Annotated in this window: 11 protein-coding genes and 1 CRISPR repeat array; of the genes, 3 read left to right on the top strand and 8 right to left on the bottom strand. The window is 46.4% G+C overall.

Annotated features, from left to right (window positions below; genetic code table 11):
- Positions 1 to 39: 39 nt before the first annotated feature.
- The 8 genes from cas6 to cmr4 all read right to left on the bottom strand — a co-directional run bounded on the left by cas6 (position 40) and on the right by cmr4 (position 9,420).
- Positions 40 to 870 (bottom strand): CRISPR system precrRNA processing endoribonuclease RAMP protein Cas6, encoded by an 831-nt coding sequence (gene cas6, locus VMUT_RS07650; RefSeq protein ID WP_237699628.1) that lies wholly within the window; start codon positions 868 to 870, stop codon positions 40 to 42.
- Between the two features lie 236 nt (positions 871 to 1,106).
- Positions 1,107 to 2,189: direct repeats of the CRISPR family, unit length 25 nt; unit sequence GTTGATTTCAATAGAATATTGAAAG.
- 206 nt (positions 2,190 to 2,395) lie between these two features.
- Positions 2,396 to 3,277, bottom strand: a complete 882-nt coding sequence (locus VMUT_RS07645) for a putative CRISPR-associated protein (RefSeq protein ID WP_013604850.1) — start codon at positions 3,275 to 3,277, stop codon at positions 2,396 to 2,398.
- Between the two features lie 48 nt (positions 3,278 to 3,325).
- Positions 3,326 to 3,967 (bottom strand): hypothetical protein, encoded by a 642-nt coding sequence (locus tag VMUT_RS07640; protein WP_013604849.1) that lies wholly within the window; start codon positions 3,965 to 3,967, stop codon positions 3,326 to 3,328.
- A 513-nt stretch (positions 3,968 to 4,480) separates the two neighbouring features.
- Positions 4,481 to 5,464 carry an AAA family ATPase gene (locus VMUT_RS07630; RefSeq protein WP_013604848.1) on the bottom strand — a complete coding sequence of 328 codons (984 nt, stop codon included), beginning with the start codon at positions 5,462 to 5,464 and terminating at the stop codon, positions 4,481 to 4,483.
- Between the two features lie 51 nt (positions 5,465 to 5,515).
- Entirely contained in the window at positions 5,516 to 6,379 is an 864-nt protein-coding gene (gene cmr6, locus VMUT_RS07625) for a type III-B CRISPR module RAMP protein Cmr6 (RefSeq protein ID WP_013604847.1), read from the bottom strand.
- Complete coding sequence (locus VMUT_RS12300; RefSeq protein WP_237699735.1) at positions 6,370 to 7,863, bottom strand: RAMP superfamily CRISPR-associated protein; 1,494 nt, start codon at positions 7,861 to 7,863, stop codon at positions 6,370 to 6,372. The genes cmr6 and VMUT_RS12300 overlap by 10 nt, the downstream gene beginning before the upstream one ends.
- A 15-nt stretch (positions 7,864 to 7,878) precedes the next feature.
- Positions 7,879 to 8,355, bottom strand: a complete 477-nt coding sequence (gene cmr5, locus VMUT_RS07615; RefSeq protein ID WP_013604845.1) for a type III-B CRISPR module-associated protein Cmr5 — start codon at positions 8,353 to 8,355, stop codon at positions 7,879 to 7,881.
- A 9-nt stretch (positions 8,356 to 8,364) separates the two neighbouring features.
- Positions 8,365 to 9,420, bottom strand: a complete 1,056-nt coding sequence (gene cmr4, locus VMUT_RS07610; RefSeq protein WP_052298520.1) for a type III-B CRISPR module RAMP protein Cmr4 — start codon at positions 9,418 to 9,420, stop codon at positions 8,365 to 8,367.
- 87 nt (positions 9,421 to 9,507) lie between these two features.
- On the opposite strand from cmr4, the gene cas10 reads away from it, so the two are divergent.
- The 3 genes from cas10 to VMUT_RS07595 are packed head-to-tail and all read left to right on the top strand — an operon-like array spanning position 9,508 to position 14,998.
- A complete protein-coding gene (cas10, locus tag VMUT_RS07605; protein ID WP_013604843.1) occupies positions 9,508 to 12,714 on the top strand; it encodes a type III-B CRISPR-associated protein Cas10/Cmr2 in 3,207 nt (1,068 codons plus the stop codon).
- A complete protein-coding gene (gene cas5 / locus VMUT_RS07600; RefSeq protein ID WP_013604842.1) occupies positions 12,711 to 13,676 on the top strand; it encodes a CRISPR-associated protein Cas5 in 966 nt (321 codons plus the stop codon). Before cas10 ends, cas5 begins: the two co-directional genes overlap by 4 nt.
- Positions 13,673 to 14,998 carry a TM1812 family CRISPR-associated protein gene (locus VMUT_RS07595; RefSeq protein ID WP_013604841.1) on the top strand — a complete coding sequence of 442 codons (1,326 nt, stop codon included), beginning with the start codon at positions 13,673 to 13,675 and terminating at the stop codon, positions 14,996 to 14,998. The genes cas5 and VMUT_RS07595 overlap by 4 nt, the downstream gene beginning before the upstream one ends.
- Positions 14,999 to 15,051: the final 53 nt, after the last annotated feature.

The following is a 15,051-nucleotide window of genomic DNA, read 5'->3' as shown; positions in this document are numbered from 1 at the left end:
TGTGGCTGGTTTCGATAAGAGGGTGTAAAATGCATGTGTTTATTGCCTTGGTGCTTGTTTTGTCTTTGTGCTTGTTATTTTTATGTGTCCGAAGCCTATCGACCTCGTGGTCCCCGTGTTCATCAACTCGGCGAGCCTCATCAATGCCCAGAACTGCCTTATCCTGCCCTCCCTCTTGCTCCTTATCTCGTACTCGGCCCTACCGATGAAGCCCAGCTGCGGTTGGTCGCTGTTTGGTAGTTTCGTGGACACCACCCTGCCGTATATATCCCTCGTGTAGACGTAGTTATAGACCCACCTCAGGAGCCTGGGCCAGTCCCTGAACTCTCCATCGCCGATGGTCCTAAGCCAGTAGTTCAGTGTTGACTTGATTATGTTCTCAATGTTTGGGCAGAACTCATACTTAACCCTCCTACGCCTCATGGTCCTCCTCCTAGCAAACCTAATCGGCGATAGGAACTCAACACCGAAGGAGCTGGGCCCAGGGCTGAACAACTCACCCAGCCTAACCACCTCCGCACCCAACACCTCGACCCTTGCATTGACGCCGAAGAGCCTCGCCTCATTGGTCCTATCCAGTGCGTCCAGGAGCTTAACGCCCACATCACCTAGCGCCGATACCCTGAATTGAACCGCCTCGCCAGGAGCGATGATGTGCCTACCTCTCCACAGTACCTTGCCCCTAAGCGTGAGTGGTGTGACGCTCATGGGCTTTGGACCCCTCGAGTCGTGAATACGCCTAGCCAGCTCGGCATCCACCGTGCCCAGTATGTTCAGGGTCACGGACATGGCTATGGAGCCTGTGAAGTTGGTTAAAACGAGAGCTGACGAGGGCCTAAGGGCAATGCGGAAAACAAAAACAACACCCACAAAGCCAAGGCGCACTAAGGATTTAAAAGCTAAGTGAGAACAACCTTAAATAAGGCTCGTTGGAACACCCACATTATTGCAAAATTGAATGTTAACGTGGGAATACCAATCAATTCCTAATAAACACCGTTGGAACAAGCCCACACCGTGAATGATCGTGGGAATACCCGCTCTGATGAATACCAAGCCGAGGGTATGGGTAATGCTTATAAATGGGCTAATAAAGTGGCGAATCGGTTGATTTCAATAGAATATTGAAAGTCTATAATCTGCACACTTGCAATGTAATGTGGATTCCCAGGAGTTGATTTCAATAGAATATTGAAAGTGGGTTTCCCCAAGGTTTTCGGTTTGGGTTGTGGTCATGTGTTTTCAGTTGATTTCAATAGAATATTGAAAGCATACATTGTGGCTCCACCACCTAGGTCGGTACCCATATTGTCCTCGGGTTGATTTCAATAGAATATTGAAAGCGCCAATAGGTACACAGCCTGCGGCGGTTAATGAGCAGTACGGTTGATTTCAATAGAATATTGAAAGCAGTTACACACACATGATTCATTTTGGTATATTTCAATTATCACGTTTCGTTGATTTCAATAGAATATTGAAAGTAAGCAAGAAGTCCAGGTACTGCTCTGACATCACTATTATGTACCTTGTTGATTTCAATAGAATATTGAAAGGTACTGTATTAAGTCGTCAACGGATATTGGAAAACCGTGGTTCTTCGTGTTGATTTCAATAGAATATTGAAAGATTAAGGACTCTCCCATCAGGCAGCGCTGCTTTTGAATAAGTCTTAAGTTGATTTCAATAGAATATTGAAAGCATTCCTTCACGCTTGCCTTTCCCTCTGACATAACTATCACGGTTGATTTCAATAGAATGTTGAAAGCTACACTCACAATCACAGTATTCCTCAATGCTTTCCTCTGGGTGTTGATTTCAATAGAATATTGAAAGTTGCAATGTCGCGCATATTTGCTACAATATCGTTCAATTCGTGTTGATTTCAATAGAATATTGAAAGTCCAATTGTTTTGTGCCACGCACCATCACCTCACGCAATTCTTCGTTGATTTCAATAGAATATTGAAAGTTCTCGCAGTCCTTGACGCTCGTCGGGTCGAGAGTGTACGCCGTGTAGAGTTGATTTCAATAGAATATTGAAAGCCTTATGTATGTCTCGCGCCAAAATAGCAGGCACAAGCTCAAACAGGTTGATTTCAATAAAATATTGAAAGTCATTAGTATGAACAAGTAGTGAACCATCGGGCTTGATTATTATCAAGTTGATTTCAATAGAATGTTGAAGGATTGATTGCTTAGTTAGGTATTTCTCTGCGATTGCTTAGGGTATGTTGATTTCCGAGGAATTTTGATGTGGTATTGTCTTTGCCTGTAGTAAGTTCGGGGGTTCTGTTGATTTAGGGTTATGAAAAAAGCTGGGCTAGCTTGGTTCTTGGGAGAGTGAGTGTGGGGGTTAGTAATGAGGCTGATTTTCCTAAGAGGTGCCTTGCGGTTACTTGTTTGTGAGTATTTCGAGTAGTTTCTTTACCCATTCCTTAACGTGTACCTCGCTGTCGGTTATGCCTACTAACTCCTTATCCGCGAGGTCTTCAACGTCAATACCCAATTGCTGGAGTATGCCCTTGCTTGTTCCCTTGCCCTTCATTATCTGCGTGAGTGCGTCTACGTACCTGGGGTCTATGGTTATTGGAAGCATTGGCAACTCGACTATTTCCCTGAACGTCTCGTGTATGTATATCACCCTCCACGCCCCTGCCAGCATCGCCATGAGGGTTAGGTACGCGGACTCAGGCTTGAAGCCCCCTGTCGGGTTTACAACGACCCTGTAACCACCCCTCCTAAGCTCAATCACCCTACCCACGAATTTGTCCATTAGGTCGACCAAGCCCTCCCTAAACCAATCAACATCCCTACCAAAGCCCTTGAGCGTCACGGAATCATCAACCACCAACGCCGCGCTCGTCGGTATCCCGGTCAACCCCCTGAACTCATTCCCATATCTCCTCAGGTACTCCGTGATCGCCCTCGCGCAGAACCTGGACGTGCCTGTGTCTGTTGGGTAGAATTGAAGCCTTAATTCATTGATAACGTGCCTAGCCGGTAGGGACCTTAGGAACGCAATTATTGAGTTGAGCTCCGCACTGAAGCCAGCCGGGTCGGTGCTTAATGCCTTAACCGCATCCTCAAGGACATCACCACCCTCCTCAGCCCACCTTTCGAACTGCCCCTGCAACTCGTCATTGATGGACAACCTACTAGGCTGCCTACCAAACACCTCCCTCGACACTTGACTCAGGCCTAGCCTGTTGATATTCCTCTCAATGTTGCCGAGTAGGCTAGTGCCCACCGTTGATAGGATCGCAATCCTAAGCACAGTGAAGAAAAGACAACAATCATTTAAGCATTACGTGCACATTCATCATTACCTCTGGGGACCGCGGATAATCGCAAATTCACCCCTCACCTCGACTCTGCATCTATTACTTAGTTTTTCCAGCAATTCCTTAGGAGTTTTTAGGTACTCCGTACCCCCCAATACGCTGATGTCCCCCACTATAAATGGCAGTGGATTCTCAAGTAATTTGATGATCATTGTCGATATTATAGAAGGTTCATTCGTTATGTACATAATGGCAATGCTTCCGCACACATCCTCCCTAACCTTTTGCAACAATGTATTATCAACATCGCTCTCAGGCAATGTCTCAGTTAATGGCCAATCATATGGCGTAACAATGCCTATTATTGGGTGTAATGCATTAATCCAATCCCTGAATATTGTAATTGCATTATCTAAATTATCACGTATATACTCCGTCACAGCCTTAACATCGTAGAGGAAACCATCCTCTATGAATTTATGTAAGAACACGTGCACTATTACGTTATCTGCATAATTAAAGGCATGTACATGGTATTCATCATTACCAAAATACGTGAGGTTGGGCCTAATTCTCGCAATATTACCTTCAAGTCTCTCGGGTCCATATTTAACCTCCATAACCTTTCCTACCATATTAATCACATCATCAATGTTAACATTATGTAATTCGAAAAGCATCATACATGACACCTCATTATTTGCGATGCATACTTAGAAGTGAAGCTCTTAAACGTCCTTAAAAATCCCGCAGGTACTAGTAATATCGAATTTCTATTTTTTATGTATTCATTAATTAATTCGTGTATTTTTGTTTTATACCCCTTATACTTTCAAGACCACATTTACATTCAATCATTATAGGCAATACAGGATTTCCGTTTCTAATTAGGCATAAGCATATGTCTGGACCTCCACTACTCGCGTTATGCGGGGGCTTGCACCGTTTGGCTTGGTTCTGTGGATTATAAATCCTCCCACTTAATTCGGTATATCTGCAAAATGCAAAGGTTATATCACGAAGCGTCTGCCCGAGGTGTTCTACAAAATATTTCTTAAAATCCTCATCTTGTATTAAACTATTCGAGCTCCCGCAAAGCCTACCACATTCCGCATCATCAACTATATCAACTATTTTGTGTGATGTGATGTTCGTATTATTACAACATGATGTGGCGAAACCGCAATCCATAAAGATCACATGCTATATACGATTACTTCCCTCTTGAATAATGAGCTTGATTTTATGTCCGTGAAGGCCTTGCCACCCTCCACCACGTAGAATCTAAGTTTATTGTCATATACGTACCTCAACGCTAAGCTGTTGTGGGTCTCTAGGATCACTGGGTACTGTCTCTTGGCGAGGTATTGAAGCAGCGATATTAAGTAGTCGTAGTGTAGTGCGGTCTCTACATCATCAATGAGTAGTATTGGTGCTGAACCATACCTGCGAAGTAATTCTGCAAACTCGGCGGCCGTAATTATTGTGAGGGCTTGTTTAACGCCGTCGGCAACATACTCATATTTAATGTAGTGGGTTAAATTACGGCTTAGATCTACGAAGTAAGGCACGTCACCGACTAATTTTAGGTCATAATTAACCACGTAATTGAGTGCAGTATTAACTGCGTCAAGGTACTCACTATACACCTTAGCTATCTCACTACTACTGATGATGAGTCGCGAAGACAGCACCTTCTCCACCGTACCTGGCAGGAGTAAGTCTCTGAAGGACTCGATTTGAGAGCGTATCTCATCAGTAAGCCCTAATACTTTTATTACACCCATCGGTTTAACCTGCAGTATTGGGTATATTCTTTGTAAGCTTGGTATTGATACGATGCCTACAGACGTCGTTATCTTGATCCTCGTTAACTCCTCATCGCCTCTTTTCACTATTATTTCCTTATTACTAGCGTCAATACTTATTGAGTACCGCGAACCGTCAATCTTGATCCTTATCTCACCTACTCTCCTCTCCTTATTCACCATTTCCATTAACTCCCCTACTTGCACCTCATAACCCATCAACGCACTTAACGCATACGCCAGCGCCCTCATTATCGTTGACTTGCCGGCGCCATTAGGGCCGTAGAGCAGTACGATCCCATCTGTAATACTTATTGTCGCCTCTTCCGCTATGGGGCCTATGCCTATAAGCGTTAATTCGATAGAAACCATAGGACGTTTATTTTAATTTTCATTATATAATTAAAAATTTTATTATTTTATTCATTGCACCTTGAACACTCCGTAGCCCAAGGCCGTCTTCGCGCCTATGCCGCCTTGGAGGGCCTTATTGATTAGCCACTCCAACTCCTTCACTGTACATGCCTTATTACACTTGGCGTCTGCGTATACGTAGTCCTCCGCAACCGCGCCACCGCATTTCTCCCTGAGCCTATTCCTGGCTGTGAGTATGACTACCCTGAATCCCACGCCCCTTGATACCGTTAGGAAAACCAGCGGTGTTGGGTTTGACTCGGCCTCGCTTATTTCACCACTTACCTCCTTGTAGTGTGGATTTATTATGTCGAGCGTGAGTAGGCCCCTACCCGGTGGGCAGTACGTTGGGTATGAGTCTAGGACCACCACGGTAGACGCCTCATTTCGCTCGCCGAGCGCCTTTGCGCACGGGTGGTTGTTCGTCTCCGCTATAGACCTCATGGCGCCCTTAAGCGATGAGGCCGGTATGTAGGGTAGGTTCCAGTACGGGTCCCAGGCTATTGCTGGCTCAAGGGGCTCCGTGTAAGGGTGCCTCAACCCAATGGCCAACCTGGTCATTAGCGGTATCACGGCGTTAAACACGACCCCATACCCCAAGTCCTCCAGCGCCTCGACCTCCTCCTTAACCCAATCATCAACCCTCCTGAGCAGTTCACCAACATTGTCGCACCTGTAGACCTCAGTTATGAGCCTCATTGCGTCCCTATTATACTCATTAAGTGCGTCCTTAAGGTTCTCACCGCTGCGTCCCTTACCCACCCTTTGCCCCTGGCGTCTACTCATGACTAGGTTTATGAGCCCAAGCCTTAGGTAACTCGATACGTTAACGGTCGGTGAAGGTGATAGGCCCCTCAGTAAATCTACGGCCATACCCTCACCACCTGAAGCCCGCTCTTACTTGAATAGTCGATCAGCTCCTTAAGTGCTATGGCTATGGCATTTATGACCCTACCCTGGTTTACACTTATACTTTGCGAACCAGCGCCACGCCACTCAAGCTGCGTGGGCCAGTCGGCAGACGTGAATACGCTCACGTAGGCCCTATCGCCGTGGACCGAGACAATGAACGGCGACGCCCTCCTGCTCACATCGCTGGACTTAATCATGTAGCCAGTATTTTTCTGCTCCCTAGGTAGGCCCAGCACCCAAGCGTTGTACGTGGCCCTTAGATCATCATTCCGGTGATGACTGCCGAGGAGCGCAATAGTCCTGCGGGGTCTCAGGAAGAAGTTATGTAGCGTGTCCAACACGTTGGGCCCAGTCACCTTAATAAGCATGTATGGGTGTAGAGCGTTGTTTAGGGCCTTGCTTATTGAGTTCCTTACCTCACTATTTTCGACGCAGTCTATGTAATTAATGCCCTTACTAATGACGGGCATTGGTGGCAACTCGCACTTATCCAACTTACTCTCCTTCAACCTGCAGTCCTTGATCGCGGAATCCACGACTTTACTCACTCTCTCAACTGCGTAGTTTATTAATTCCTTAGCATCCATCATGAATAATTTTGAATAAGGACCAGAAGCATTGATGCTAAAGCATCCAAGGCCTCTTCTACCACCCTTACCAAAGCATGAATACTTTAGGGCGAGGGCCAGGGCGCTCAGTGATGCCTCTACAGCCGCTCCATTAAGTTTACAGAATGGGTTCTTATCAATTATGAGCTTTATTGTCCTATTAACGGCAATATATTCAAGCGATATCGGTGCTCTAATAATGACAGTATTATTGTTAATGCCTAATTTTTTCGCATCGTTTTCATTGCACCAAATTTCACCCTTAGGAACATCATCACTAGGTATTGCAATGAATATGTTTTTCCTTGATTTTCTTTTGAACTTACTTTTTATGATAATCTCAATCTTATCCTCAATATCAAGCTCTTTCATAACCTCAGGGTTCACTTTAACTTTACCCCTATCGATATCGCTTCTATACTTGACCTTTACCTTTTTGCTCTTTCTCAAAGTTAATAGCTTAATTCTTTGAAATATATTAATTAATTCATCAGTAATTAATTGAGAGGGTAAGAGTTGTTGATCATCAGGGTTAATTATGATTCTAATGCATGAAGCCCTCGAGTCACGCTTACCGGCATAGCCGAGTTCTAGATTTAAGCCAACAATTCTCGAGATGCACGATGCTTCCTCACTAGTGGGGACCTTAACTATGCTTGACGTTGGCTCGCCGTGCAGTAGTCCCCTCTCGAAGAGTGCGCCGGCCACCAATGCCCTAGCCCACCAGCGCCAAATCCCCTTAACCTCACTGGGCCTCAATGGCCAGTCCGGGTCAACCCTGTTTGGGTCCGCTGAGCCTGGCAGGAATGGGGTGTCCAGGGTTAGGCTTAGTTCCACATAGGCCAAGGCCAATCACCCCTTCTGCACCACGGCTTCCGCCAACCTCTTAAGCCACTCGGCGAACTCTAGGAGCCTCCTCTCGGCGATTATGCCCATCCCCGGCTCGTTCAGCATCCTCAAGATGTCCGTCAGGGAGTTTGCCTTACCAATCCCCACCAACTCCCTGATCGCCCTCATTAGGCAGGCACCGTACAGTTCATACGCCTCATCCTCGACAAGTTTTTTCTCAAACCACTCCTTAAAGAGGGTCACCATGTCATCACGTTGGAAGGCTTGCATGAGCAGGTCGTCGCCGGAGGCCTTGTCCTTGCTTGCCTTTGAGGCTACGTAGGCTAACGTATAGAGCACACCGCCGTAATAGAGGCTTGATGGGATGTCCCTGGCCCTTGACCTAAAGCCCTCCGGTATGTCGCCCTTATTGCCGAAGACTTGCTTAACCGTGTCCATGCACCTGATTGCTAAGTCAAGGGCGTTGTTTTGGGCCTGCATAGGCTTCACCTAAACCCACATGAGCCTCGCCAATCCCTTACCCACGGTCTCCTTACCTCCAAACGCCATGGATCTCAGGGACTTAACATCGCTGCATACGCTGTTTGCATCTACTAATTTATTGTGAATTAAGTCGTCGTATGCCTTAATCAATTCATCTTTGCTAACATTACCATATTTCTTATTCTTAGAGTCATTATCAGCTAATTGATTTAGCCTCTCTTTCAACTCGTTGTCGGGCAATCCTGCAAGTCTAATCCTTCTACATATGATTACGGATGCTAGCACGGTAAATTGTGGTAGGTACTCCTCCTCCCACAATCCACCGCTTACCACGGTCTTGCTCGCGTAGTCTAGCCTTATCCTGGGCTGAATCACGAGGCTCCTCCTAACTATATTGTTCACAAGCTCATCGCTAATCACTGTGACTCCTCTCTCCTTAACGAGATCAGATACCTCACGTGGAAGTAATTCACCTAGCTTAGTAAGCGCATCCGAATGCTCCGCGGCTAACTCCTGCTCGTTAAGTACCACGTAGCTCTGCCCACCAGAACCCACCAAAACCTCCTTCCTGCTGGTCACCGCATTCCTACCCCTAACGAGGTTAAGCACTTCCCTTAGGGCACTAAGCCTTTCTTTATCACCGACAATCTCAAGATACGTCGCTAGGTAATTGAGGAGGTGTGGCGACGTTACGTAGGTCCACACACCCCTCAGCGACCTGGCCGGTACCAGCACTAGCCTGGCATCGAGTATCGAGATTGATGATACGTATTCAGAGGCCTCCTCAGTCTCGGGCCCGAAGGCTAGCAGCACCCTCCTCCTACACACAGCCCTCTCAACATTATCAGCCTCGTTATTGCAGGATAGGAGTAGTGAGGACTTAATGGCACCCTTAAGGCTGCTCGCCCATATCGTTGGGAATCCGAACTCATCCCTCTGTATCGGCAGGTCTACGAAGCCCTCACCACCCCTACCAAGGCCCGGGTGCATTGGTGTCAAGGCCTCAATGAATAATAAGGACCTAGCCTCTTGTACCCCCTGTCTCTGCGCTTGCTGACTCATTGCATAGATACCCAACGTAAATTTTAAAGCTTTACGTAGTACGCAACCATGCTTAATGCTTAAAAGCGTAAGGAAGTCCCAAGTATAATGAGTAGTGGCTTTGATTGGCTTAAGTACTTCAAGGCGAAGGCCTGGGCGCTGCTCCACGATCCATCCAACAAGATGTGGGTCATTATGGGTAAGGGTAGGTGCCTTCATGAGCAATACCTAAGAACGGGGGCCCATGAGGATGAGGCGGCGGCCATTTGGTATAAGCTAGGCTTAACAGACCCCCTCGGAGACATGCATGACGTTAACGACCCAGCCTATAGGCTTGTTAAACACGCCGACGCTGTCGCATCGTCAATGGATAGGTGGCTACTTGGCGAAGCGGTGAGCCAGGGGGGTGTCTTCAGGTATAGTAAGTTGCATAACATCTTCAACCCAAGCTATTCAATAGAGCTCCCCAATAACGTGGACTGCGGGGCGGTTTCACGCCACGTCGAGACTTTACGTAGCGTAATGAACAGCCTCTCCAACTTCAATGATAATGTTGAAAAAGCTAGGGTGAAGTACCATGCGCTTTACGCGCTTTACGAGTTAACGTGGATTAATGAGGGGTTGCCGCCAAGTTTAGCGGACACTAGAATGCCTACGCATACTGTGTTTGACCACAGCTACGCCACCGCCTTAACCATCAACATGCTGTGGTCCGATGGTGAGGTTAATGGCTATCTGGTGGAGGTTGACATACCGGGCATACAGAGGATAGTTAATTCAGCCAGGAAGGCCGGCGACTTCTGGGTTGGTAGTTGGCTCGTATCCATGCTCGCCTGGCTCACCGTGTGGCCACTGGTGTGGGAGTACGGACCTGACCTAGTCATAAGGCCCACACTTAGGCTTAACCCAATATACCACGCAACCCTAATCGGGGCATTATCAAGAACATTACCAAGAACGTTAGAAAGGGATAACATTATTGATACCATTAAGAACATCACATCTAGGTTTTACCTTAAAACAATGATTAATATAGATGTTAAGGAAACGGATATTACCCAACAATTCATTAGGGAACCCATCATACCTGGAACAATGACGCTTATAATGCCGAGCATTGCCGCATCGGATGAAGGCAAGGTGGTGGAGATCCTTAGTGGGAACTTTGAAAGAGCATATAATTGCTTATTAAACTTAGCATTTAATGGTGAGGTTAATGACAAATACTGCACAGATGTGCTGCCCCGGAAAATAGACGATGGAGGCGATACGTTACTTAAAATCTCAAGAAAACTATATAGCATGCTTAATAAAAGTGGCGTTTTCAAAGATTTAATAAGCGTAAGGATCAATGCGGTAAACCTCCATGACGTGTATGAATGCTTACTAAGCCACATAAGGGGTGCCTCCGACAAATGCCTAATAGGCGGAGTTGAGTTAACGGGGGATGACTTAAAGATGTTTAGCGAAGACAGGTCCAGTAAGTTAAGATTACCGCGTGAACTCAGGGAAACGCTTAGGGAGAAGGGTGTGGAGGTGAGTGATGAGGAGTTGGCAAAGTTCTTAATAATGCATATGGGTCTACGAATCCTAAACAAGGTGGCCCAGGTAAGGGCTAGGAAGAGGCTCACGGTGGGTAAGGCATGGTTCCACTACAACGACTCCACTATTAAGAAACCTATTACTGCAGATAATGTGGATGCGTATAGTGAGTATGTGTTTAAGAAGGCTAATAGGGAGGATGTGGGGTTCATATACTGTTCCATATGCGGTGAGGAGCCTGCAATAGTGCATTTAAGGAAAGCGCCAGGGGGCCTTAATTACGCAGACGACACCATTGATATGCTTAAAAAATCACTAGAACTTACAACAGATGATGAAATTGGTAACCTTAGATTCAGGGTGAAGCCCGGCGAGGCCCTGGGGCCACTTTGCCTGCTTAAGAGGACACTATACTATAGGCTTAAGAGAGGTAGATATACGTCATTTGATAGCACGGAGGACGTGGCCTTCGCATGGTACGATATGAGAATAAGCGGCTATGTCGTTAGTAAATTACCTAATTCTGATGAGCACAGGGAGTGCAGGAATGTTAAGGATTATATTGTCGGTGAGCCGCCTAAGGACATTACGAAGATATGCGGCTTAGAATGCACCCTAGAGGTGGCGCGCAGGTTATTTAATAGTTGCATCGATAAAGCATCCATAAGCCATGATGATAAGGTTAAACTCATTAATGAGCTTAGCCGTGATCTAGACATTGACGATTCTCTAAGGGCATTAATTAAGGGAGTTGACGATTCGTTACTCAAATTTAGATCCTATTACGCAATAATTAAGGGTGATGCGGATAATATCGGTGAATTAAGTAAGGGTGATATACCACTAGATGGCTACTATAAGCTACTCACAGAGTTATCTAAGGTGGCTGAGAATGCTGGCGCACGTGAGTTAAGCGATGCTTATGCTAAGTTAAGTTCTGTCATGCATGGGTTAGGCGGGTTAATAGTGAGCCCAACTTACCTAGCTACCCTATCAATGGCCCTAATGATTACGGCCCTCAGGGACATATACATAACAGAGTATAAATACGCGGTTAAAGGCCTAATATTCAGCGGTGGTGATGATGTATTAGCCTTAACCCCCGTGGAGACCTCCCTCACCACTGTTAGGGATATGCGTAGGAATTATTGGGGTGATGGCGGATTCCATAGAATCGGTGATGGCTACCACATAGCGGCCCCCGTAATTGGGGGTTTTGGTAGAAGTTTTTCCGTTAGGTTCGTAAACATTATGGATAACATGAATGAGGAGGTGAAGGAGACCATTGAATTGCTTGAGGGCATTAGTAAAAAGGCCGAGTGGTCACTTAACCAAGTGCGTCTTAAGAAAGATACCTTAACGATAAGCGAATCCAGAACAGGCATGAGGGCGGTCATACCGCTTAGTGATGGTAAACAGGGAAGCGTCGCCAATATGATTGACGCCCTGAATCAGTTATTCATAGCTAGGTTAGGTAAGGTACTTAGCGGTAACCTACCTGAGGACTTTGATGAATACCTGCAGTTAATAAACCAATTAGTAGTAAGTAATAGAGGTGATGTGCTTAACGATGTATGGGGCCTCATAATTAGGAGGAACGCTGAATCTCGTGAGTATGAATCTAAGGTTGCTGAACTATTCTCACTAAGCAATCTCGCCAACATTACCGGCATTGATGCGGCAGCTAGATTAGAGATTAAGGCCTCCCCCAGCGGCAGCTACCTGATTAATGAATTAGTAAAGGCTTACAGGGTGTTGAGGGGGTACCCATGAGCGCATATAGGGTGGTTCAGGTAAGGCCCCTGGAGCCACTACACCTCGGTGTTAGGAATCTAGGAACCGCTGAGGAATTCTTCACAGACGAATCAACCGCAGTACCGCCACCGAGCACCATACTAGGTGCCCTAGGTAATGCCATGGATATATCGCTTAGCATTGATTGCGGTAAGGTTAAAGGCGGCGTGTACGATTTTGATGACCTAAAGCAACTGGCTCATAAGCTCCTCAACTGTAGCCCCAACCTAGGTGATTTACTAAGCCAGGAGCCGTGCCTATGGGGACCTCTACTGCTCATTGACGGCAAGTATTACGCGCCTATGGGTATAAGGGCCATAGGGGTCGATGGGCTTAAAGCATACGTAAACGCCTCCATGAGGGGTCAGGATGAGGCGAAGAAACTAATTGATGAGCTTAATAAAATGTTTATCCAATACGCTAGTATAAATACTAGGGTTGGGGTAGACATAGGCGATGCCCATGTTACTGAAGCCATGTTTAAGTCATCGTACGTAAACTATAGGGACCACGATGTTAAGTTCATATACCTATTAAAGAACCTTAACCTAACCTCAGATATAGTAATTAGACTTGGGGGTGAGGGTAGGTTTGCATTAATTGAAGGTGGTAATAACGTTGAACCACCCAGGGCTGGCAAATACGCAGTGGCCCTGCAGCCTATTCTCTTCAGTAGCGAAGACCCCACGGCTGATGTGGGTAATGTAAGGGGCTTGAAGTGTGTTGAGGAGGTTTATGGGGTTTTTGATGGGGAGAAGTTTAAGGTTAGGGTGATTAACATTGGGCTTGGGTTTAGCGAGGTCTGCAGGTTTAGGAGGCCCATACTTCAGGCATTGCCTCAGGGGACTGTGGTGAGGCTTAAGGATGAGTGCAGGGATGCGTTGGCGATAGGGCTGCTTTCGGAGCTTGGCTATGGATCCATATATAGGGTGTCGCTATGACCAGTACAAAGACTATATACATAGCGACCTGGGGAAACCCACTAAGTTGGGACAATGTTGAGTACGCCTGCGACGGTGAGGATGATGCTGTGAGAAGCGGTAGGGCGCGTGGGTACTCGTCAATGGTGTGTATTAATAGGGATAAGGTCGATAGGTACGTAATATACGTGGTTGACAGCGTCATAACCGTTAGTACGCAGCCAAAGAATAATGATGCTTATGAAGTGCTCAAGAGCCTGAAACAAGACGGAAAGGTGCAGTTAAGGGAGGAGGGAGGTGGGGAGGGTAAATTGACGGTTATGGTTGAGCCAACCAGCGGTAATTATGATAAAGTGTGGAGATCGATTGTTGAGGAATACGTAAGAAGGCTAGCCAATAGGTGGGGTATTAATGATGATAAGCTTAGGGTTGTTATAACGTCAACCATGGGCAAGTACTACGGGATAAATACGTGGATTTACAACAGTTACCCTGACCTAATGATGATGGAGCTCATACACGAGCTGTGGAGCGCCATTAATGACGTCGTCAATGAAGACGAACACGTGAAAGTAATACTCGACGTGACGCATGGAATAAACTTCATGCCAACACTGACGTTGTTCGCCACCAGACTCGCCGCATCGCTGGCACTGCTCAAGGGCGTCGATGAAGTCATCATAAAGGTGTTTAACGCGATGCCGCAGACATGGAATTACATAAAGGTATTTAGTGAGCGGGTGAGGACCATAGTATTGCCTGAAGGGCCCTCATCGCCCGTAGTCAAGGCCTTCAGTATGGGTCTGCCGATAATTGTGCATAAACTGTGTGGTCAAAGATCGAAGGGTAAGGGGCATTTACAAGGGGTTAATGTAAGAATTGAGGTAAGAAGGGACGATGAGGGCGGTAAGGAGGTGATGAGGGTTGACTACAGCGGCGTGCGTGGTAAGTACATGGATTATTACGAGGAAGCCCTTGAGGACTTAATATGTGGTAAATCGAGGAATAAGCTGTACGCGTTGATGAGTGATGCGTCTAAACTGTACAGTAAGGTGAATGAAGTAGTTGGCAAGTTGGTAATAAACGAGCTGAATAACCTGGGCAATGCTATCCAGAGGAGTGGTAAATTGGTAAAGGATAAGGTGCTCTACGCGGAATTGTTGGGGGAGGAGTTTATCAAGTGTGGTTCGGGGGAGAGGGATGAGGTTTTCGAGAGGAATGCCATTGCTCATGCGGGGCTGCTTAAGGATTGCACGTATGTAGAGAAATGCGACGATGATTACTGCTTGGATGTTGATGATGTCGTGCTTAATAAGCTGGGCTTGAGGTATAAGCAGGCTTGAGGTGGTTGTGTTTTGTTGGCGTGCTTTATTTATTAATGAGTTCCTGTTTCTAA

The sequence above is a fragment of the Vulcanisaeta moutnovskia 768-28 genome (genome assembly GCF_000190315.1).
In the GTDB taxonomy this organism is placed as follows: domain Archaea; phylum Thermoproteota; class Thermoprotei; order Thermoproteales; family Thermocladiaceae; genus Vulcanisaeta; species Vulcanisaeta moutnovskia.
Note: the sequence above shows the minus strand (reverse complement) of the source record. Positions and strands in the feature narration are given on the sequence as shown.

Excerpts from the sequence above, each read along its gene's own strand:
- VMUT_RS07640 (WP_013604849.1), bottom strand. The coding sequence starts at position 3,967 with ATGATGCTTTTCGAATTACATAATGTTAACATTGATGATGTGATTAAT.
- cas10 (WP_013604843.1), top strand. The coding sequence starts at position 9,508 with ATGAGTAGTGGCTTTGATTGGCTTAAGTACTTCAAGGCGAAGGCCTGG.
- cmr6 (WP_013604847.1), bottom strand. The coding sequence starts at position 6,379 with ATGGCCGTAGATTTACTGAGGGGCCTATCACCTTCACCGACCGTTAAC.
- cmr5 (WP_013604845.1), bottom strand. The coding sequence starts at position 8,355 with ATGCAGGCCCAAAACAACGCCCTTGACTTAGCAATCAGGTGCATGGAC.
- cas5 (WP_013604842.1), top strand. The coding sequence starts at position 12,711 with ATGAGCGCATATAGGGTGGTTCAGGTAAGGCCCCTGGAGCCACTACAC.
- cmr4 (WP_052298520.1), bottom strand. The coding sequence starts at position 9,420 with ATGAGTCAGCAAGCGCAGAGACAGGGGGTACAAGAGGCTAGGTCCTTA.
- VMUT_RS07595 (WP_013604841.1), top strand. The coding sequence starts at position 13,673 with ATGACCAGTACAAAGACTATATACATAGCGACCTGGGGAAACCCACTA.
- VMUT_RS07630 (WP_013604848.1), bottom strand. The coding sequence starts at position 5,464 with ATGGTTTCTATCGAATTAACGCTTATAGGCATAGGCCCCATAGCGGAA.